The organism is Candidatus Peribacteria bacterium, assembly GCA_023038255.1.
In the GTDB taxonomy this organism is placed as follows: Bacteria; Patescibacteriota; Gracilibacteria; order Peribacterales; family Peribacteraceae; genus CALREJ01.
In genome coordinates, this window is the sequence record CP082927.1 from 376638 (window position 1) to 396131 (window position 19494).

The 19494-nt window shown below is 51.4% G+C and carries 19 protein-coding genes; 9 read left to right on the forward strand and 10 right to left on the reverse strand.

What is annotated here, in order from left to right; translation table 11 throughout:
- Position 1: 1 nt before the first annotated feature.
- From K8942_01805 to K8942_01815, 3 genes are read right to left on the reverse strand one after another with little or no spacing between them, the layout of a single operon-like run.
- Complete coding sequence (locus K8942_01805; protein UPA22927.1) at positions 2–394, reverse strand: hypothetical protein; 393 nt, start codon at positions 392–394, stop codon at positions 2–4.
- 60 nt (positions 395–454) lie between these two features.
- The gene (locus tag K8942_01810; GenBank protein ID UPA22928.1) at positions 455–634 is read right to left on the reverse strand and encodes a hypothetical protein; all 180 of its coding nucleotides are present in this window, start codon (positions 632–634) and stop codon (positions 455–457) included.
- 25 nt (positions 635–659) lie between these two features.
- Positions 660–1628 (reverse strand): YihY/virulence factor BrkB family protein, encoded by a 969-nt coding sequence (locus tag K8942_01815; protein ID UPA22929.1) that lies wholly within the window; start codon positions 1626–1628, stop codon positions 660–662.
- 165 nt (positions 1629–1793) lie between these two features.
- Here K8942_01815 and K8942_01820 point away from each other — a divergent pair, with 165 nt between their 5' ends.
- Complete coding sequence (locus K8942_01820) at positions 1794–2180, forward strand: hypothetical protein (GenBank protein UPA22930.1); 387 nt, start codon at positions 1794–1796, stop codon at positions 2178–2180.
- 65 nt (positions 2181–2245) lie between these two features.
- On the opposite strand, the gene K8942_01825 is transcribed toward K8942_01820, so the two are convergent.
- Positions 2246–2857: a hypothetical protein gene (locus K8942_01825; protein ID UPA22931.1), complete on the reverse strand. Its 612-nt coding sequence runs from the start codon at positions 2855–2857 to the stop codon at positions 2246–2248.
- An 81-nt stretch (positions 2858–2938) separates the two neighbouring features.
- On the opposite strand from K8942_01825, the gene K8942_01830 reads away from it, so the two are divergent.
- The gene (locus tag K8942_01830; protein UPA22932.1) at positions 2939–3202 is read left to right on the forward strand and encodes a hypothetical protein; all 264 of its coding nucleotides are present in this window, start codon (positions 2939–2941) and stop codon (positions 3200–3202) included.
- Between the two features lie 12 nt (positions 3203–3214).
- On the opposite strand, the gene K8942_01835 is transcribed toward K8942_01830, so the two are convergent.
- Entirely contained in the window at positions 3215–4804 is a 1590-nt protein-coding gene (locus K8942_01835) for a hypothetical protein (protein ID UPA22933.1), read from the reverse strand.
- A 110-nt stretch (positions 4805–4914) separates the two neighbouring features.
- On the opposite strand from K8942_01835, the gene K8942_01840 reads away from it, so the two are divergent.
- Positions 4915–5946 carry a spermidine/putrescine ABC transporter substrate-binding protein gene (locus K8942_01840; protein UPA22934.1) on the forward strand — a complete coding sequence of 344 codons (1032 nt, stop codon included), beginning with the start codon at positions 4915–4917 and terminating at the stop codon, positions 5944–5946.
- Positions 5947–6065: 119 nt separating this feature from the next.
- Here the strand turns inward: K8942_01840 and K8942_01845 are convergent, their stop codons facing one another.
- The gene (locus tag K8942_01845; protein UPA22935.1) at positions 6066–7085 is read right to left on the reverse strand and encodes an ATP-binding cassette domain-containing protein; all 1020 of its coding nucleotides are present in this window, start codon (positions 7083–7085) and stop codon (positions 6066–6068) included.
- Positions 7057–8262, reverse strand: coding sequence for an SH3 domain-containing protein (locus tag K8942_01850; GenBank protein ID UPA22936.1), 1206 nt, complete (start codon positions 8260–8262; stop codon positions 7057–7059). The genes K8942_01845 and K8942_01850 overlap by 29 nt, the downstream gene beginning before the upstream one ends.
- Before the next feature lie 114 nt (positions 8263–8376).
- Here K8942_01850 and K8942_01855 point away from each other — a divergent pair, with 114 nt between their 5' ends.
- Complete coding sequence (locus K8942_01855) at positions 8377–8847, forward strand: hypothetical protein (GenBank protein ID UPA22937.1); 471 nt, start codon at positions 8377–8379, stop codon at positions 8845–8847.
- A gap of 94 nt (positions 8848–8941) precedes the next feature.
- On the forward strand, positions 8942–10174 hold the full coding sequence (locus K8942_01860; protein ID UPA22938.1) for an MFS transporter: 1233 nt from the start codon (positions 8942–8944) through the stop codon (positions 10172–10174).
- Between the two features lie 118 nt (positions 10175–10292).
- Here the strand turns inward: K8942_01860 and K8942_01865 are convergent, their stop codons facing one another.
- Entirely contained in the window at positions 10293–12626 is a 2334-nt protein-coding gene (locus K8942_01865; protein ID UPA22939.1) for a DUF2807 domain-containing protein, read from the reverse strand.
- Complete coding sequence (locus tag K8942_01870; protein ID UPA22940.1) at positions 12623–12964, reverse strand: PadR family transcriptional regulator; 342 nt, start codon at positions 12962–12964, stop codon at positions 12623–12625. The genes K8942_01865 and K8942_01870 overlap by 4 nt, the downstream gene beginning before the upstream one ends.
- 240 nt (positions 12965–13204) lie before the next feature.
- Here K8942_01870 and K8942_01875 point away from each other — a divergent pair, with 240 nt between their 5' ends.
- A complete protein-coding gene (locus K8942_01875; protein ID UPA22941.1) occupies positions 13205–15748 on the forward strand; it encodes a DUF3160 domain-containing protein in 2544 nt (847 codons plus the stop codon).
- A gap of 23 nt (positions 15749–15771) precedes the next feature.
- Positions 15772–17379: an AmmeMemoRadiSam system protein B gene (gene amrB / locus K8942_01880; protein UPA22942.1), complete on the forward strand. Its 1608-nt coding sequence runs from the start codon at positions 15772–15774 to the stop codon at positions 17377–17379.
- Between the two features lie 66 nt (positions 17380–17445).
- Here amrB and K8942_01885 read toward each other — a convergent pair whose 3' ends face one another.
- On the reverse strand, positions 17446–18246 hold the full coding sequence (locus K8942_01885; protein ID UPA22943.1) for an S-layer homology domain-containing protein: 801 nt from the start codon (positions 18244–18246) through the stop codon (positions 17446–17448).
- A gap of 118 nt (positions 18247–18364) precedes the next feature.
- Here K8942_01885 and K8942_01890 point away from each other — a divergent pair, with 118 nt between their 5' ends.
- Together K8942_01890 and K8942_01895 are read left to right on the forward strand one after the other, a co-directional pair.
- Positions 18365–18979, forward strand: a complete 615-nt coding sequence (locus K8942_01890) for an aquaporin (protein UPA22944.1) — start codon at positions 18365–18367, stop codon at positions 18977–18979.
- A 136-nt stretch (positions 18980–19115) separates the two neighbouring features.
- Positions 19116–19322 carry a hypothetical protein gene (locus K8942_01895; protein ID UPA22945.1) on the forward strand — a complete coding sequence of 69 codons (207 nt, stop codon included), beginning with the start codon at positions 19116–19118 and terminating at the stop codon, positions 19320–19322.
- Positions 19323–19494 lie beyond the last annotated feature (172 nt).

Below are 19494 nucleotides of genomic sequence, written 5' to 3' on the forward strand. Positions count from 1 at the left end.
TTTATTGTGCGTCCCAGACCATCTTGTAGGTCTTGCGGTTGATCCACAGGAAGTAGGCATTCAGCAGGAAGAGCGGAATACCCAGTGATGCAGACGGGCTGATGAGTCCGGTGTCTACAAATGCGTGGAACAGAATGACGTTCAGAGACATCGGTGCAAGAAGTGCTGCCGCAAGAGCGGTGCGGTTCATGACGAGGAGCACAATCACGACTGCGCAGAGAATGCCGAGCAGTGGCATCATGTAGGTACTTGCCATCAGTGCACTCATGAAGACCCAGCCGTTTGGTGTGTAGAGGTCTGCAGTGGGAGCTGGAAAGACACCGAGCGTACCAAGAATGGGCATCAGGAGCAGGAGAATCAGAAGAACGCGGAGGATGTTCGTGAGGATTTTCATGGAAGGTGGAGAAAGATAGTTGGCAGTCTACCGAAAAATCCACAGGGCAGAAATCACTTCTTATCCCCGCATCAGCATTGTCATGTAATACGTGCTCGTGATAATCGATGTAATCACCTGGACGACAATCAGCACAACCAGGGCAATCACGAGAATGCGGATATTCTTCAGTGCCTTTTCAGCGCTCTTTGCGACAGGCAGTGCCTGGATCGCGTCGGTAATCAGTGTCTTGATAGTCATACAAACAGAGGGAAAAGGATGAGAATCAGGAACGGCGGACGTGTTTTGCTATTTTCTGCATGACGGAACGGATGCGGTGTTTTTTAGTGCGTCGCGGCAGCAGTGTCGGTGTCGGATGATCCGGGGTCTCTATAAATTCCGCATAATTTCTTGGGACCAGAACGCGGTGGTGTTCCTCTGCATAGACTCTGGTGAATTCAATGCCGAAGAAGAGAATCTGCGCCGAATAATAAATCCAGAGCAGCAGGACAATGAACGACCCCGCTACGCCGTATGCAGAGGCCACATCTTTTTGTCCCAGGTAGAATCCCAGAAGAGTCTTTCCGATCACAAAGAGAAATGCCGTCAATGCTGCACTCAGGAGCACGTCTGTCCAGGCAAGCTGCACGTCCGGCAGGTATTTGAAGAGAATGGCAAAAAGAAAAAAGATGAGGAGGAAAGAGAGAAGAAAGTTCAGCGGCGGGAGAAGGACGCCGAGAACGGGAAAGGAAGCGGAGAGATACCCCATGAATGCCGTGGAGAGCGTCGAGACAATCAGGGAGACGAGGAGCAGAAACCCGATGGTCAGAATGAGTCCCAGTGAAAAGATTCTTTTTACAACCAGCACCAGAAAGCTGTTGGATGTTTTCTTGGTTTCCACTTTCCAAATAAAGTTCACAGCATCCTGCAATATCAGCATCAGTCCTGTTGCGCCCGCAAGGAGTGTGACAATGCCGATAATGGTCCCGAGGAGAGACTGGTCGCTTTGTTGTGCCGAGTCCAGTAATGACGAAATGCTATTGGTTGCCTCTTCCCCGAGGATCGTCTGAATTTCGAGCATCATCCGGGTCTGCACCGTCTCGGAATCAAAGAACAATCCTGCTACTCCGACAATAATCAGCAGAAGCGGCGCGAGGGAAAATGCCGTGTAGTACGCCGTCGATGCGGCCAGCTGCGGTACTTTGTCCTGCTTCCAGGCAATGGAGGTCTTTTTAAGAAGAGAGAAAAATCTCATGAGAGGGAGGGGATTCTGAAGGAACTGTACGCAACAATAGATGCTTCTTCTCTTCTTAGACATGTTTTTTGCTTTGTTATGACAGGGCAAAGTGTCATTTTCATCGACTCCTTTTTCTGATGTTCTCTGATACTATGCCCGCATTCTTTTTCCTTCCCCTCTTTTATGAAAACCCGTATTGGAACAATCGTCGGTTGGATCTGTGTCTCTCTCGTGGCTGCGCTCACGATCTTCAGCGCCATTATGGAATTCGTCCCCCTCACGGACCCTGCGATGATCGACTTTGCAACGCGCCTGGGCGTCATCGACATTGCGTACCAGCTTGGTATTGCAAAACTGATTCTTGTGACGCTGTACATCATCCCCCGCACATCCACAGTTGGCTTTGTGCTGATGGTTGGATACTTCGGTGGTGCGCTCGCAACGAACATCACCCATGGATTTATGTTTGCAGAATACGCTCCGCTCGTTGTTGCTATGGTGGTGATGACTATCGGTGCGTACTTCCGCAATCCAGAGTTGCTCTACAGACTTCAGGGCAAGAAGATCTAAAAATATTTGCATACAATTTTTGTACAAAAAAGACCGCCAGTCTCAGGGCTGCGGTCTTTTTTCTATTACCGAGCAACCACTGCGACACATTCGTTACTCACGCATGTGCACGCTGTCGCATCTGTCGCAGCATAGGCACCGCAATCACAGTCGCTATCGACACTGCAGCGCGCGGGGCGGTGCTCGCTGAGTTGTGGCGTTTGATCATCTTCCAGCATGGGGCAGACCACAGCACATGCATTATCAATACATTGCGATGTAAACGGACAGCTGGAACGCACAAGATAATCCATCGGCGTCTGGCATTCACTGTCGGATGTACACGCAGCGCCGACATTTCCGTCGCGATTGTCTAAAGGTGCTGCTTCCTCTGCAGCAGCCGGCATATCCGTCGTCACCTGGCACTTCTTCGCAATACATTCGACGCCTGTCATTGCCATACACGAATATGCACAGGTGGACTGATATCCATCCACCATTGCTTTGATGCGCTCCGCTTCGTTCTTATGCACAAAAATGTAGCAATCAAACGGACACTTGGCTCCGACATCGACACAATCTGCAGCCGTCTCACAATAATTCGCTTCGGCAATCGCCTGTTTGATTTTTGCTTCGTCTGATGGTGCACATGCTGTCAGTAGGAGAAAGCCAAGAAAGATGGGAAGGTGTTTAGTCATGAGGTACATCATACTCTTTGGCTAGATCACATCTATGCATTTTGTGATGAGTTTTTCTTATAACATTCTCTTGTGATTCTCATGAAACAGCATCAGAATTTTTATATGGGTTTTATTAAAAGCATTATTGATGGCATCGGTAAGGTGTGCACTTTGCTTTTTACCGGAGGAAGATATGGCACATCAGTGCGCACTGATCGCTCCCGAGAGTATGCCAAAAGACAGGAAAAACGTCATAAAGATTTCCTTGAGTATGGAGGACATGATTGCAAGATTTGCCATGTGCGAATACCTGCAAATAAGTATTACTGTGCTCCTTGTTATTTTAAATATATCAAGAAGTAATGTCGGAATGTTCTATTGTTGGTCCGGCTCAATTGATTTCTTCCTGTGACAGAGCATCAGCGTTGTTCCAATCACCGCAAGTACGCACACGGTGCCGATCAGACTCGTCACAAATTCCGCATCCGAAAATCCGCGCTTTGTTGCGTTGAAGATGACTGCAGACAATGGCTTCCACGTTGGACCTGCGGAAAAGTCGGTAATGAAGACGTTATCGATGGTCAGCCAGAAGACGATGACAAACACGATGCCCCATGGTCGCTGCCATTCGCGGAAGGCGGTTTTGAATGCGAGTTCCGGTTGCCTGTTCAGTGCACTTCCAAGCATCCAGAGTTTCTGCTTCTCGCTGTCGCCCCACAGGCTTTCCCATAAAAAGAAGGCGATCGGGACGCTGAAAGATGCCATCAGCACAAAGAGCCAGAGTGGATTGCCGCGAAAAATGCCTGCGCCGGTAACAAACAGACTGAAGAGGACATAGGCCGCCTCCGGCATCAGCGCGAGTAAATACAGTGCCGGTAACCACCAGCGGTAGCGGCGCGGATATTCCTGGAAGACGGCGGAGAGGATTAATCCCAATGTTGCAGATGTCAGTGCCATCGTGAGACCGAGTGCAAGCATGACAAGTAGTGCGCGGCCGGTACCCGGAATCGGCTCCAGATTGCCGCCCTTTAGAAGAAGCAGCACAAGATCAATAACCATGCCAATCACAGGCCAACTGATAAAGATGATGGTCAGTGCCGCCAGAAGACGGCCGGTCATCTTCAGTGCTTTTGAAGATCCTCTCATAGTTGCAAACCACAGAGGGCGCAGTTGACGAATGAAAGCGCGGATTGCCATGCTGACGAGCAGTGCCGCAAGGTAGGCGCCAACGGTCACCAGGAGTCCGATGACAATCATCAGTGCTGCCTGGCTCACTGCTCTTGCTTCGAATCCTTTCTGCACAAAAAGCGGCGTCCAATAGAGGACGGTGTTTCCGCTGATGACATTGATCACCCAGTAATCAAAGAACGTAAGCAGGAAGAAGAGAGCGAAGGAAATCGGGAAGCCTCTGGCCCAGACAGGAATGGCATCGAAGACGGTTTCCAGAAACGGCGGCAGGTCATGCGCAGTCACCTTTTTCTTCAGAACAAACAGCGTGCGCATGAGGTAGACCGGCAGATAGTGAATGCCGAGAATAATGGATGGCAGCAGGATGGTTGTAGAAAATTTCCGTCCGAAGAGTGAGTTCGACCAGTCGTAGATTGGGGTATAGAGCTGGAAGAGATCGAAGTAGGAAAGCGCACGCGCGACAGGGTTCACCGCATAGACAGCGATCATCAGCAGGAAGAGCCAGTGCGGTTTTTTCTCAATGATCTCTCCCAACAGCCCGCCGCACAGGACAGCAAACACCGATGCAAAGACCGAAAGAATCACCGAATTCCAGAGGGCCGACAGCAGGGCGCTGTCCCAGGTGCCGGTCACGCCCGCCAGCGAAAGACTGGGTGAGACGTTGAAATTCCGGTCTATCTGCAAGAACGGCACAACAAGAATAACCAAAAGAAGCAGGATCGACAGAATCCAGAAGCTGACATTCAGGGCCTGAAGTGATGCTGCAACTTTGCGCACGAGGTGCACTATACAAGAGGAGGGGGCATTGACGCATCTTTCCTCTTGTCGCATGACAGGGGATTGCGTATCGTTTTCGGTATCCCTTTTTTCCACTTCCTTCCATTTTTATGAAAAAGGTTTTCCTTTTCCTCGCTGTCGCTGTCGTGGCGGTGATTGTCGTTTTCACCCTCAAGCCCGGACAGAAACAGCTCACCGTCCTCTCCTGGGACTACTACATCGGCCCGGATACCATCAGTGATTTTGAAGAAGAGACCGGCATAGATGTCACGTATGAACTGATTAAAAGCAACGAAGAGGCACTTGCGCGCGTGAAAGCAAACCCTGGTGTGTACGACGTGATCGTGGTGGCCGACTATATTGTGGACCAGTTGCGTCGCGAAGGCGGTGCTCTCAAGCTGGATCCTGCGAAAATCTCGAACAGCGCAAATATCGGTGAAGACTTCCGCGGCGGCTACTTCGATGAAAACATGGAGTACCACATCCCGTATGCCTACGGCACGATCGGGTTTGCGGTGAACACGAAGTACTTCAGCGGTTCCACTATCACCTGGAAAGAACTGGCTGATCCCAAGTACAAAGGAAAAATCGCTGTGACAGACGATATGCGCTATGTGCTCGGTTCCGTGCTGCTGGAACTTGGCTACAGCCCGAACAGCACCAGTCAGGCAGAAATTGACGAAGCGGTTGCACTCATCCGCAGAATGACTCCGAACATCGCAAAATTCACATCCGACAGCGCGGTGGATCTGATGGTGAATGAAGATGTGTGGATCGCCTATGCATGGAGCGGCGACAGCCTCCAGATGCACACCGAAAACGAGGATATTGAATACAGAATCCCGTCGTACGGTGCACTCAAATTCCTGGATAACATGCTCATTCCCGCTGATGCTCCGCACGCAGACAGTGCCTATGAATGGATAAACTTCATTCTCCGCCCGGACCAGAGTGCGGCTATTACCGAAGAAATCCAGTATGGTAACCCGAACAAAGAAGCATTACCGCTGATTGATGAAGCGGTGCGCAACGACCCGACGGTGTTCCCGGCGCCGGAGGTCATGAGCAAGCTCCAGTTCATACAGGATGTCGGAGACAGTATTTCGCTCTACGACGAGGCCTGGGAACATGTAAAGCAGTGATTATTGTATATAAAAAGAGATCAAGAGTCTTCTCAATAGAGAGGGCTCTTTTTCGTAAGACGGAAAATTCTACATTCTAAACGCGCGTCATTTTCGGATTGCGACAATAGAGTGTCATCCTATTCATTATTCTCAATAATCCACTGCTCTTTTACCGACAGAATCACATCACCGGATGCCGGTGCGTCACCTTTGCCAATCAGAAGAAGAGGTTTTTCTGCGTCATTCAGAGCCATTTCAATCTGTGTATACACGTCTCCATGACGCATAAACGTTCTGCGGGATGTGATCTGCTCAGCGTTGATGGTGAGTTCCAGGTCATCTGCCGCCGTTTTCTTCCACTGCGACTGACGGCCCCAGAACGCGAGCATCTTGCCCCGTTCCACACTGATCGCCTGTGTCATTGATGAGAGAAAATCTGCGGGGATCAGATTATCAACCCCGAGTGTCCAGGCTGCACGGAGATTTCTCGGCTTCCAGGTGGGATCACTCACAGGTGCAATCTCAATCACACCCTTATCATCCACGAGAAGAATGCTGCGGCTGAAACGGCAGAGAAGGTCAAAGTCATGGCTCACAATCACTGTCACACCTTTTTTCCGGTCAGCGCGGGCAAGCAGGTGTTTGGTGGAGACACTTTCAAACAGGTGACCGATACCGGAAAACGGCTCATCCAGAAGGAGAATATCCGGATCCATCATCAGCGAGCGGACAATTTCCGCACGTTTGCGCTGGCCGCCGCTCATCATACGCGGATATTTCGTCAGATGACGGTCGACTTCAAATTCGGCAAGGAGATCGCCGAATGTCTGTTCCCACTGCACAAAGTCCGCAGCGGGCTTTGCAGAACATGCGAGTCCGAGCTCAATATTCTGGCGGATGGTGGATTCTTCCAGCAGGGAATCAAACTGGGACATGTAGAGGACGCGCTCAGACGGAAAGTGTTCACGGACCGCTTTCAGGTACGTCGTCTTCCCGGACCCAGACTTTCCGAATATACCCAGAATGTCCCCCTGTTGGAGTTGCACGGCGGGAACATCGATTCCAAACGTCTTATGACGGATGGAGACCGCAGGAAAGTCGATCGGAGAACCGGTGCCGGCAGACGGATTACTGAACTTGCTCAATGAACCCAGCATGCACATATCCTTCCGTTCCGTCCAGAGTTCTGACCTTGGCCCAGCCGTTATTCAGGAAGCTGTAAACGTGGATGACATCACCTTTGATGAGTGTCAGGAGTTCCTTGGAGGTAGCGCGGGAATCGAGACGGACGCGGAGCTGGAAGCTTGTGACGCGGTACATGGTGTCCATCGACGGCGTGGTCCAGACGGAGGACGTTGATGATGTGGCAGATGCAACAGGTTTCGGCATCACAGATTTCTTCGATGATGACGATGAAGACACTGCAACCGGAGTCGGGCGGACAGAGGATGCAGACGAAGAGGATGAGGATGCCGCTGAGGTTGGCAGAGGAATGCGCTTTCCAAGAGCGCGGCGAAGCGTCAGGCGCTCCAGACGTCCGATCAGATGAGAGACTTTGGACGATGATGAACTCTCAGACGACTGAGAAGAAGCGCGTCTGCGGGACGATGTTGCTGCAGACGCATTCTCGTCACGCACAGCGAGTGCGGCAACATCCATGGGTGTCAGTACGCCATCATAGACAGCAATATCATCCAGGTTGCCGTTCCAGTATTCAGCGCCGAACGGGGCAGTGTTCAGACGGCCGATATCGGTGATGCCGTTTCCGAGATACACGCCCGATGCAGTACCGCTCGCCTGCATGACGCCATCAACGTAAATGCGGCGCTGACGGGTGTCTTTATCAAACGTGAACGCTGTGTGATGCCACTTTTTGTCCGGTGACAGAACAGCGTCCGGGGTATCGGTGTGGTCACCGGTGAAAGAGAACTGCAGTGCACCCATGGTAGTCAGACGCAGGACGATTCCTTTACCGAGACGGACGGCGTCTCCCTGTGAGAGCAGGGTCTGGTTTTCTGCAAGATCATTCGTTTTGACCCATGCGGTGAGGGAAAAAGACTTCTTGCTCAAATCAATTCTCGGGGCAGTGACATGCGATCTGCCTGTAAGTTCCAGCGAGGTGCGGTTTGTGCTCAGGGTCGGCGGGACATCTTTCGAACGCGTTGCTTCATGAATAAGCATAGCATCATTTCCTTTGCCGAGCGCATCAATCACTGTGTTGCCACTGAGTTCATCGAAACCGAGATGCAGGATTTTGACAGGGAGTGTGGCTGCCTGTGTCTGAGCAGCGACAGAAAAAACGAGGACGAGAGACAGGGGGAACGTGATCTTCATGGGAAAGCGGGAAGCGGTTGAAGAGGAGGTTCACAGTGTAAACCTGTGTGTACGCAATCGCTATTGCGCATTCTTCGATTGCAAAGGGAGAGTATAGATGGAACAATACGAAGCATGTTCCGTTCAGCATACAGTTTGAGCGTCATCAGCCTCGCCGTGCTTGTCACAGCATGCGGACAATCTACCGATACCGAGTGGAAGAAAAACCAGGATATAGGAATGGGAGTCTCTCTTTCCTACCCCTCGAGTTTTGTTGCAGAGTCGGTATCCGACACAGAAGTTGCAAACGGAACCGGGACACTGCGTCTGCAGAAAGTCCGCCTGCGCCGCGGAGAAGGATCTCTGGGTACCATTATGATGATGCGCTCCGACAGCCGCCTGCTCCTCGCATCACTGCAGACTGATCATCCGCTGGAACCAGTGAATGTAGCAGGTAAAGATCTGCAGAAATTCAAGATGGACGGAGATGGGAATCCTGTCGGATTTCTCATTCAGGAAGACCCTGTCGTTGCTGTTGCATTCTCCAACGTGGAAGACGAAGACCTCATAGAAGGTGTTGTCGGATCTATAACGGTCTCAGAGTAAGTGCCCCGCCAGAGCGCAGAATGATCAGTATCTTTGTGTAGGAAACAGAAAGGCTTTTCTGCTACACTGGGCGCTCCGCTTTTCTCCCCTCCCTATGAAACGAACACCGCTTTTTGCCGTTCTCCTTACCATTTTCATCGATCTGGTCGGAATCGGCATCCTCTTCCCGGTTGTGCCGCAACTGCTTGCGAACCCGGATTCGCCGCAGTATTTGCTCTCGTCTGCCATGACGCTGGAACAGGGTTATCTGCTGCTCGGTATTCTCACCGCGTCGTATCCCATCGCACAGTTTTTGGCAGCGCCTATTCTCGGACAGCTCTCCGATAAATTCGGACGCAGACCGGTGCTGATGATTTCTCTGACAGGGACGTGTATCGGATACATCCTGTTTGCCATCGCTATTTATACGCGCAACCTTCCTCTGCTATTTGCATCACGTGTTTTGGATGGCATTACCGGAGGAAATATTTCTGTCGCACAGGCTGCCATTGCGGATATCAGCACCCCGGAAAGCCGTTCCAAAAATTTTGGTCTGATGGGTGCGGCCTTTGGTCTCGGATTCATTATCGGTCCGTACATCGGTGGGCAGCTTGCAGATACATCAAACGGTATCTGGTTCAACGCAGCGACGCCGTTCTGGTTTGCAGCCTTCCTCTCGCTCATCAATATTCTCTTCATTGCCTTCTTCCTCCCGGAAACGAACGATCAGCGCAAGCCCGGAAAGTTGCGCTGGGGAAAGTCATTTCAGGACATCATCAATGCCGTGCGCATGAAGGATCTGCGCTGGCTGTTTATTGTCGCCTTTTTCTACACGTCCGGTTTCGCCTTCTTCACATCCCTGTTCGGCGTGTTCCTCATCGACCGCTTCGGATTCGATGAAGCGGCAATCGGCAACGTGTTTGCCTATATCGGAATCTGGATTGTCATCACACAGGGATTCCTCACGCCGCTTGTCGCCAAGAGATGGAAGGAGCATGCAGTCGTACGTGTCGGAATGATCGGAACAGGCGTTGCGGTACTTCTCTTCCTGGCGCCCGGTCCGTGGATGGTGATGCTTGCTGTTGTCCCTGTCTTTGCAATATTCAACGGTATCACCCAGGCGAACTTCATGGGTCTCATCAGCCGCAGTGCGCCGGATACCATTCAGGGCGAAGTGCTCGGGATCAATGCCTCTGTGCAGGCGCTCGCGCAGGCGTTGCCGCCGGTGGCATCCGGCTACATCGCATCGCAGTTTGCGCCGTCCGCCACACTGATGATTGCATCCGCGATTGTGGTCGCATCCGGCATCATGTTTATCCTCACGGTCGGACAGAGAAAAGTTGGCTAAACTGTATACAAATAGTGTTCAATTTTTTCAGCAGACAGATGGCCTGATCTACTCCAGTATACCTGGAATGAGATCGGGCTCTGTCAGCAACCAGACGGCATAGAGAATGTCAGACGGCTTATCGGTTTTCCCATTCCTCCGGGAAGTCGTCCGTGTCGTCCTCGACGCCTTGATCGTATTCGTCATAATAAGAATCGGAAGAGATACCGCTCAAATCATGGGAGCGGATATCCGCTGCTGCATGACCGGTGTAATAGAGTTTGCTCATGTCATGGGTTTCGCCTTTGATCTCCTGGTGAACCAGAATCTCGGCATGGCTGAGGTCGTGCAGGATCACGCTGGCGCGCTGTGATTCCAGCTTCAATCCATCAACGTGCGACAGATCATTGGATTCCAAAGTCAGGAGGCCTGTTTTTCCTTCGATCGATACATGCGACAGGTCTGCGGTTGTAAGGGTGAAAGTGGATCCCGTGAATCCTGTCACCGTTGCACGCGTCAGACCGCCGGCCGTGAGAGCTGTCAGGCGCGGGACGGTGATATCAAACTCCACACGCTGCGGATCGCAGAACAGGCAGAAAGCCCTGCTATCTACATGCTCGATCACCAGAGTCTCTTTCTGCTTGAGAAGGTGGATAGTCTGCAGATCGTCGTGCGGGCCCCGTGCGGTAATGCTGAAGCCGGTTCCCTGTCTGATGTGCAGGACGTCGCTGTTTTTTGCGTGGATCGCGGTGAAATCCGTTGCACCGAATGTCTGCGTGGCCACAGGTCCATTGTCGACATGCCGCCAATCCGGGAAGAGAATGCCGCCTGCAAAGACGGCACTGGCAATTACCACAAGCCAAATCACAAAGAGAGAAATAGCCCCTGCGATCGTGAAACGTCTCTTGAGTTCAATCAGCGATGTGCCGATCTGAAAGAGGAAGATAATCGGGACAAACACAATCACACACGCAACGGCGAGGTAGAGATACGCGAGCGGCGAATGATCCAGAATCGGACCGATATTCAGGTACGGAACGTAGCCCGTCTGAATAATGCGGATGACGGTCATAATCAGGAACATCAGTGCAATTGCCGTCACTGTGGTGATGATGCCACCGATCACACGAAGGATTGTCTGGATGATTACTTTGATACTCTTCCAGATCATGCGGAAGAACCGGGAGATAGGGGAGTGATATGTATACATATTTTGATCAACTTTTATGTCTTCTTTCTGCCATTGAGGAGCCTCCTCTGCTTTCCCGTCTTTATTAGTGACACTGCTTGTGCCCGACGCTTTTGCCGTGACTACCGGCGACCCGTAGATGCATACACTGCTTCCGCCCGTGGCCTGACCATCAACAGTGTCCGTCGCCTGCAGATCTGCCGAGCTTGCACCGGAAATATCGGTGTGGGCGTTGGCTGTTTTGAACGCGCGCGCATTCAGGCTGGACGCACCGCTGACCGTCGCATGAATGGTGTCTGCCGATCCCGTGATCGTCGCTGACGATGCGCCGCCTACCTGTATGCGGAGAACTGTTGCCTGCAGACTTGCGCGGAGTGCCGATGCGCCGACTGCCTTCAGGCTGATTTCTTTTCCTTTGAATCCATCAATGTCGACACTGCAGCCGCCATTCACATCGACTGCCTGCAGATCCGGCAATGTGATATCAAACGACAGGCGCTGGAATCCATGGAATATCCATGATGTCCATGATCCCTGAAACGGATCAATCCGCAGCTGGCCGTTCACGACATGAACATCCGTCGCCTTCAGGCCCTGCGCTGAACCGCGTGCCGAGACAGTCCATTCTTTTCCTTCACGGATGAAGAGCCGGAGTCCGCCGCGTGCGTAGACGGACGTGAACTTTTCTGTGGCGTAGGTTTGGGTGGAGCGGCGTATTTTTTTTTCGAGACCCGTGAGAGTCATTGGTTCGCCCTGCATTTCCATCCGCTCTGTATGCGTTTTTGCAAGCGGCATTGCGATCCACAGGACTATGTAGGCTATCACGCCAAGTCCGTTAAAGAATCCGCATATCACAAAAATCACGCGGACAATCACCGGATCAATGCCGAAGTACGCTGCTATGCCGGATGCAACACCCGCAATCACTTTATCGTCCGGATTTCTGTAAAAACGGCGGGGCGGATTTTTTTGTGCGGAGTCAGTCGTCTTTTTCTTCGGCGTCTCGTCGGCATCCGCTTCAAATGCTTCAAAGTCTTCCACTGTTCCCATTTTTGCAATCAGCGCGTCCACATCTTTCAGGGTGACTGTCTGTTTGCTCTTCTTCAGCTTCTCGGAAAATGTCTCCGCAATACGGCTTTCGATATCACTGACAATCTCATCACGGTCTGCGAGTGTCGCAAAGTGTGATCGGATGGATTCCAGGTATTCATCAAGACGGATGTAGGCGTCGTCATCGACGTGGAACAACATGCCGCTTATCTGGATAGAGACTGTCTTTTTCATTGGTGAAGGAGGGAAGAGAGAGAAGAAGAGAGGGAATTCCAGTGGGCGATCAGATTTTTGAGTCCTGCTTTACCGTCTTTGGTCAGTGTGTAGAGTTTGCGCGGCGGTCCGCTTTTCGATTCTTCCCATTCATACTCGAGCATGCCGTCACGTTTCAGACGGCTGAGCAGGGGATAAATGGTGCCTTCGACGACAATCATGTCGATCTCGCCGAGTTTTTTGAGGATATCCGGGGCGTAGATACCGGGGGATTGGTTGATGATGAGGAGAATGCAGAACTCCAGCGTGCCTTTGCGCATCTGGGCTTTCGTATTCTCGGTGTCGAATGCGGGAGTCATGTGTTGAGAGTAATCTATAGTACCTTGCAATGCAAGCTACTATGTCAGAAAATTGTACATAATATCAACCATACGATGATTCTCTGATGTTTTTACTGCTTGTACCGCGTAGCGTCTGTCTTTGATGAAAAGGATGTTGTTGATGAGTGCTTGGCATCACATCATATTTTTGATCGCGAAGTGGTATCATCACTTTTCCAATCGTCCTAGAATCAGGGGGATTCTTCCCACCTTCTTCCTATGAAACGCGTCACCGCTTCGGTTGCTCTGCTGTCTCTTCTTGTCTCTGCATGCACGTCTGCACCTGGTCCGGATGCAGGAAGCGGCAGCACTGTCTCATCCGCTTCGTCCAAGGCATCCGGCATTCTTCCTGTTGCGGAAGCCGGAGCATTCGGCGCATCTGTTACATACACTGAGCCAACTGTGGCTATCAATACAGACATCGCTGCCCCGTTTCAAAACAGCGAAGCCACGAACCTTGCAGACCTCGAAAAAGCCTACGGCATCAAGCTGAGTGCCGCCGAAAAGGCATTCCTCGAGAAAAACAAGTTCGTCGAAAAGACACTTACCGACACATCCATCACACCGCTCCTGCCCAAAGGCGGCAATGCCGATATGTACCGCGAGTTCGTCGGACTCTATAACACAGTGAATGGTGAGTGGGATTACAAAACACGCGGCGCACAGAATGCGGTGTTTTATACCTCCGATGTCTTCTTCAATGCCTATAACAATCTCTTTGTGGAATTGCTGAAAGAGATGGAAAACAAAGTCTTCTTCCCTGCCATGAAAGACCTGAGCATCGGATTCTACAATGCATCTGTCGAGAAGCTGAAAGCAGCCACGACGGATGCGGACAAGAAAACATGGACGCAGGTCAGAAATTACTATGCCGTTCCGTATGCTGTTTTCTCAGCATCCGCAGAACCGCTCAACCAGGATTCGTATTTCAAAGACGGAGAAATGCTGGATCCTGCAACCGTGCAGGCAGATTTCAAAAAGAATGATGCGACGGTCGATACGTTCGAAAAAGCCACAGCAATCGTAAAAACCCTCAAGCTCGATAGTGCCAGCGAAGCAGTGGTCATCAAAGATCTGAAACAGGTCTACGCTGCTGCCGCTCCCGGGGTTCCGTACATCCTGGAAAATGAATTTGCAGAGTACAAGAAGCAGACCGATGTTGATTTCAAGATCGATTTCAGCTTCTTTACGCCGCGCGGCTCCTACACATCGTCTTCTCTCCGCCGCGCGTATTTCCGCGGTATGAACTGGTACATCCAGGTGCCGTTTTTCGTGAAGAGCCCGCAGCTCACGGCTGATGCGTTCGCGATCACACAGCTGATGGCAGAACATCCGGAGCACCTGAATAACTACAATAAGCTCGAAGCAACCATCAACTTCCTCGTCGGCCGCAGCGACGACCTCATGCCCGCCGATTACCTGTCCGCACTCCATGCATCGAAGAATGCTGCAGATCCGGAAGCGGCATCACTCGATTATCTCATGAAAGCGCGCAGCCCGCTCATCAAGAGCCTGAGCGCCATGTACAGCGCAGTTGGTGTCAACAAGACGGATGACGTCGTGAACCTGACCAAAGGCATGCGCTTCTTCAGTGGCAAATTCATTATCGATAGTTTCTGGACCGGTCAGCTCTCCCAGGGGGATGAAGCTATCAAACCGGGCTATGACCAGAAGCTCCCGCCGTACGTGTCCTCTCTGGAAGTGATGGCGATTCTCGGCTCCGACTACGCAAAATCCCAGATTCCAAAGCTCGATTTCTATAAGCCCACAAACGCAAAAGCTATCGACAAAGCTGTTGCCGATCTCACGGCTGCGCAGGAAAAACTCGATGTGCCGTTCTGGCAGAGCAACATCTATAACGGCTGGCTCTGGACGATCAAGGGCCTCTTCTCCTGGCAGAAAGAGCACAAGTCCTCTCTCCCGCTCTTCATGCAGTCGCCCATGTGGGACATCAAAACGCTGATGACCGGTGCCGGATTCTGGGCCGAACTCCGCCATGCAACCATCCTCTACGCCAAGCAGTCTTTTGCAGAACTCGGCGGAGGCGGAGGGGATTGCGATACGCGCCCCGTCCCCCCGGCACCCAAGTCCTACATTGAACCGCAGCTCCTTGCCTATGAGCGTCTCCACTTCCTTGGCAAGCGCACCGCGGAAGGGCTGCGCAGTATGAAGTTTGAACTCAGTAACCTGAATAATCTCGACTCATTCGTCCAGTTGATGGAAAAGGTGCAGAGCTACACAAAGAAACAACTCGGGAACACGGCTCTGAACGAAACAATTGTCGATAAAACCTATCCTGATGTGAAAGACGAAACCGGAAAGGTTTGTGTCCAGCACGAGATTGAAGGGGAGAGTGACTGGGAAGATCTCCGCATCGGCATCGTTTCCGGTCTGGAAGCATCACTTCCTCTGCCGGTCGAAGGCCCGGTTCTTCCTGCAAAAGACCGTCGCGCGGCCATTGTTGCCGATATCCACACAGGTCAGGATTCCGATAACCCTTTACAGATTGTCTACCAGGCAACCGGCGTCCCCCGCGTCATCATCGTCGCGGTGAAAGATGTAAACGGCCCGCGCTACACTATCGGCTTCACGTATTCCCACTACGAATTCCGCAAAGATCACGGGGGAAACCGCATGACCGATGAAGACTGGCAGAAGAATTTCTACATCGGCGAAGACCCGAATGCAGCCTTCAATTATACGAATAAGAGTGGCTGGCCGCAGATGAACAGCTGGTACCTTCCCATCACCGATATCAAATAATGAATAAAAAATGTATTCATAGCATGAGCGTCTCTGCAACAGTAGCAGGGGCGCTTTTGCTGTCTGGCTGTTCTGATGCACTGCGGCTCCATACATACGATAACCCGTATGAAAATCCGCAGATTTTTATGGAAGGGATCTATGCTGCAGACAAAGAGATCGATCCTCCGTCTGCTGCGTATCCCATTAGGGCAGTCATCCTCCCACATCATCTCACCGCAACACGGTCCATGGCGGCAGGAGTCCGGATGCTCCAGAACCAATCCTTCAAGCACATCCTCCTCCTCTCCCCCGATCACTTCGATCAGTGTCCGACGCCGCTCTGTACGGTCAACAGCCTGCAGGAGACGCAGTTTGGGAAAGTCTACAGCGACCGCCAGACAGTCAGGACGTTATCGGAGTCACAGCTCACCACCATTGCTCCGGAGATCTTCAAGAAAGAGCATGGTGTGCATGCGGTCCTTCCCTATATCGCACACTATTTTCCTGATACGCCTGTTACAGCGGTCGTTCTCTCTCAGAAAAATTGGAAAAGTTACAGCGGAGCCCTATTGGAAAACATAAAATCTGTACTAAAAAATGATACAATATTGATGGTCAGCAGCGATTTTTCTCACTATCTGTCCCTCACAAAATCCAATGAAGCGGATGAACGTACGGCGGAGACACTCTTTTCCAAAAATCTGGAGGGGGTCGCGCAGTTGAAAAATCCTGATCAGACAGACTGCGCACAGTGTCTGTGGGTGCTAGGGTCCATTGCTGCAGAGCGCGGTTTCTACAATCCATCCACTGTTGCACACACCAACTCAGCGATCTTATTGAATAATAAAAGTGTTCAAGAAACGACCAGTCACTTCGCCATGGTCTGGTATCAGAATGCTGCACTGACCGGAGACGATCTTGCTGTTGCCGGTGATGTGACGATGACCCGGACAAAACGGACGCCGAAGATGAAACCGCCGATGCAGACGTTCTGGTCCGGCAGTGGCCTGCGCGTTGTGAATCTCGAGGGACCGCTTCTGGAAACCTGTCCTCCTGATCGCACGATGTTTAATTTCTGCAATCAGCTGAATCTATGGAAGGGCATGCTCGATTATGCGACACATTGGGGGATTATGAATAACCATACACTCGATCAGTACGTTGCCGGTCTCGCAGAGACCCGTCAGCTTATTCCCGCAAACGGTGAAATACTTGTTGATGACCATATGGTGGATGCAGGCCCGTATCGGTTCATCGGACTGAGCGGTCTGATGAATCCGGTACTGGATACGCCATTGCTCAATCTTTCGTATCAGTACAAACAGGTCGTGGCAGAACTGAAGAATAAGAACCCGGACAAGATGACAATCGTCTTTGTGCATGAGGGTATTGAATACCGGGCCCTCACATCCGAAGGGGAAAATCAGTATCTCCGCTCATTCATCGATGCCGGAGCGGACGTCGTGGTTGCCGCTCATACGCATGTCGTCAGTGATATGGAGGTCTACAAAGGAAAGCTGATTTTCCGTGGGGTGGGAAACTTTATCTTCGACCAGTATGACGAGATTTCCACGACGACCGGGAAAGCTGTCCGCCTGAGGAAAGGTAAAGATGGAATCGAATTTCAAAGCTTGATAGAGCGCATATAATTGATCACAAAATGTGCACAAAAAAATACCGCGGTATCCGCGGTATTTTTCTTCTCTCATCAAATATTAAAAGAGTTTGTACCAGGGCAATGTCGTGTCAGAGGATGTTGATCCAACACTGGAAGGCATGGAGGAGCTGGATGCTGCAGAGCTTGGCGTGGTCTTGGTGGGAGGGAGGACCAGAGCCTTGGTCGGTCTGTTCATCTGAAGGAGAACATTCAACGGAACAACACGTGCGTCGAGCTGCTTGTACGGAGTACCCGGGCGTGTGGTGATGTCATTGTCGAGGCGCTCCAGCATTTCCATCGCTTCATCAGCTGTAACAATGTGTTGCAACGTTGAGACAGAAACCGGGATGGTATTGCGTTCTGCAAGGGCAAAAGCGTACGGACCGTACCAGGCACCGCGGTTTGTCGCTTCTGCGTACGGAGTCAGACCATAGGCACGGGCGATAATCTTGGATGCTTCTGCAAACGTGATCTCATTATTCGGGCGGTAGGAACCGTCCTTGTACCCGCGTGCAATACCGTCACGCAGAGCGATGCAAAGCTGCTTTGCATACGATGCATTCACGCTGACATCGGTGTAGAGGAGGGTGAAAGTCGGAGGCAGCGTCGGGGCAATGTCCCAGTAGCAGTTCTCAATTTCAATGTCGCTGTAGAGATGTTCAATCACCATCGCCGTGAAGGATGCGCGGGTCATTTTGGTCTCTGCAGTGACTCCTGACGGAAGAGTCATGTCTTCAACAGCTTCAGGGGTAACGTAGGTTGTTGACGGGACGAAGTCGGACAGAAATTTTGCGGAGGCAGCGGGTGCGTAGAGCATGCCGAGTGTGCCTGCGGCAAGAACGAGACGGGACAGGTTCATAGAAATGATGGGAAGGAAAGTAGCTGATCGTACTACAAGCGCCGTTCAATGCAAGTTTGTCTGGAAGAAAGGGGGACTATACTTGTCATCATCCTTCCCTCTTCCCTTCCTTTTTTCTATGAAAAAGAGTGCCATTTCTTCCCGCGCCTGCGTCGCGGAATTTCTCGGAACATTTTTACTTGCCACAGGTGTTGGCGTCACGATCGGCATTCCTGGTAGCGGCGTGCCCACTGCGGTGCTGGCAGGTCTCATTCTGGGTACGATGGTGTATAGCATCGGCGCCATCAGCGGTGCGCACATCAACCCAGCTGTCACTGTCTCCCTTTTCAGTGTCGGAAAGATCAAGGCTCCTGCAGCCATTTCCTACATTCTGAGCCAATTGCTGGGAGGCGGTCTTGCACTCCTGCTTCAGATGTATCATTTCCCCTTCACTCTTGAGCAGAGTATGGACAACATGGCGCTCACCGCTGTTGGTGAAATAATCGGTACATTCATTCTGGTCTGGGGTATTTGCTCCGTGGTCTATGGAAAAGTCCAGGATAGTGCAAGCGGTCTGACTATTGGTGCCTCGCTCACGATTGGTGCCATCATTGCATCGATCGGTTCCTATGGAGTCCTTAACCCTGCAGTCGCGGCCGGTCTCGGTATCTTCGCACCCGTGTATCTGCTCGCGCCGTTTGTGGGTGGCGTACTTGCTGCGCAGCTTTACCGGTGGACAGCAAATGGTAAATAAATAGAAATAATCCCTTATGAAAAACAAAAAGTCTGATCTACAAATATGATCAGACTTTTTGAAAATAGCGAAATATCTGACAATAAAATGACAGAGACTTGCTATACTTGGTCTACATTCTTTCCTCTTTTTACGTATGGCTTCTCCTATGGATAATGATGTCATTCAGGCCAAGTGCGAACAGTTCCTCCGTGAACTCGGAGTTCCGGGATTTGTGGTCTTTGGATGGCAAAAAGATAATGAACAGTTCGGGGTTGTGTCTTCCTTTCATGAAATGCCGGTGAATGCGGCGGTGAAGGGGATGACGTGGGCTCTGAATGACTTTGTATCGAAGTCTCTGTAATCGTGTCATGCTGCTTGCCGGCCGTCGCTTTTAGCGAAGGCTGGAGGACACTCGAAGCATGTCTGTACTATAATCTCTTCTCTTTCTATGCAGATTCCCTCCAGGGGCCGCTGCCGCGGGGGCGTTCCTTTTTGTCCGTGCAACAAAAAGGAACCAAAAAGTGCGGTCCGGG

What these genes read in the sequence shown, in the direction of transcription:
- K8942_01805 (UPA22927.1), bottom strand. Translation starts at nt 394, where the DNA reads ATGAAAATCCTCACGAACATCCTCCGCGTTCTTCTGATTCTCCTGCTC.
- K8942_01810 (UPA22928.1), bottom strand. Translation starts at nt 634, where the DNA reads ATGACTATCAAGACACTGATTACCGACGCGATCCAGGCACTGCCTGTC.
- K8942_01815 (UPA22929.1), bottom strand. Translation starts at nt 1,628, where the DNA reads ATGAGATTTTTCTCTCTTCTTAAAAAGACCTCCATTGCCTGGAAGCAG.
- K8942_01820 (UPA22930.1), top strand. Translation starts at nt 1,794, where the DNA reads ATGAAAACCCGTATTGGAACAATCGTCGGTTGGATCTGTGTCTCTCTC.
- K8942_01825 (UPA22931.1), bottom strand. Translation starts at nt 2,857, where the DNA reads ATGACTAAACACCTTCCCATCTTTCTTGGCTTTCTCCTACTGACAGCA.
- K8942_01830 (UPA22932.1), top strand. Translation starts at nt 2,939, where the DNA reads ATGAAACAGCATCAGAATTTTTATATGGGTTTTATTAAAAGCATTATT.
- K8942_01840 (UPA22934.1), top strand. Translation starts at nt 4,915, where the DNA reads ATGAAAAAGGTTTTCCTTTTCCTCGCTGTCGCTGTCGTGGCGGTGATT.
- K8942_01845 (UPA22935.1), bottom strand. Translation starts at nt 7,085, where the DNA reads ATGCTGGGTTCATTGAGCAAGTTCAGTAATCCGTCTGCCGGCACCGGT.
- K8942_01850 (UPA22936.1), bottom strand. Translation starts at nt 8,262, where the DNA reads ATGAAGATCACGTTCCCCCTGTCTCTCGTCCTCGTTTTTTCTGTCGCT.
- K8942_01855 (UPA22937.1), top strand. Translation starts at nt 8,377, where the DNA reads ATGTTCCGTTCAGCATACAGTTTGAGCGTCATCAGCCTCGCCGTGCTT.
- K8942_01860 (UPA22938.1), top strand. Translation starts at nt 8,942, where the DNA reads ATGAAACGAACACCGCTTTTTGCCGTTCTCCTTACCATTTTCATCGAT.
- K8942_01865 (UPA22939.1), bottom strand. Translation starts at nt 12,626, where the DNA reads ATGAAAAAGACAGTCTCTATCCAGATAAGCGGCATGTTGTTCCACGTC.
- K8942_01870 (UPA22940.1), bottom strand. Translation starts at nt 12,964, where the DNA reads ATGACTCCCGCATTCGACACCGAGAATACGAAAGCCCAGATGCGCAAA.
- K8942_01875 (UPA22941.1), top strand. Translation starts at nt 13,205, where the DNA reads ATGAAACGCGTCACCGCTTCGGTTGCTCTGCTGTCTCTTCTTGTCTCT.
- amrB (UPA22942.1), top strand. Translation starts at nt 15,772, where the DNA reads ATGAGCGTCTCTGCAACAGTAGCAGGGGCGCTTTTGCTGTCTGGCTGT.
- K8942_01885 (UPA22943.1), bottom strand. Translation starts at nt 18,246, where the DNA reads ATGAACCTGTCCCGTCTCGTTCTTGCCGCAGGCACACTCGGCATGCTC.
- K8942_01890 (UPA22944.1), top strand. Translation starts at nt 18,365, where the DNA reads ATGAAAAAGAGTGCCATTTCTTCCCGCGCCTGCGTCGCGGAATTTCTC.
- K8942_01895 (UPA22945.1), top strand. Translation starts at nt 19,116, where the DNA reads ATGGCTTCTCCTATGGATAATGATGTCATTCAGGCCAAGTGCGAACAG.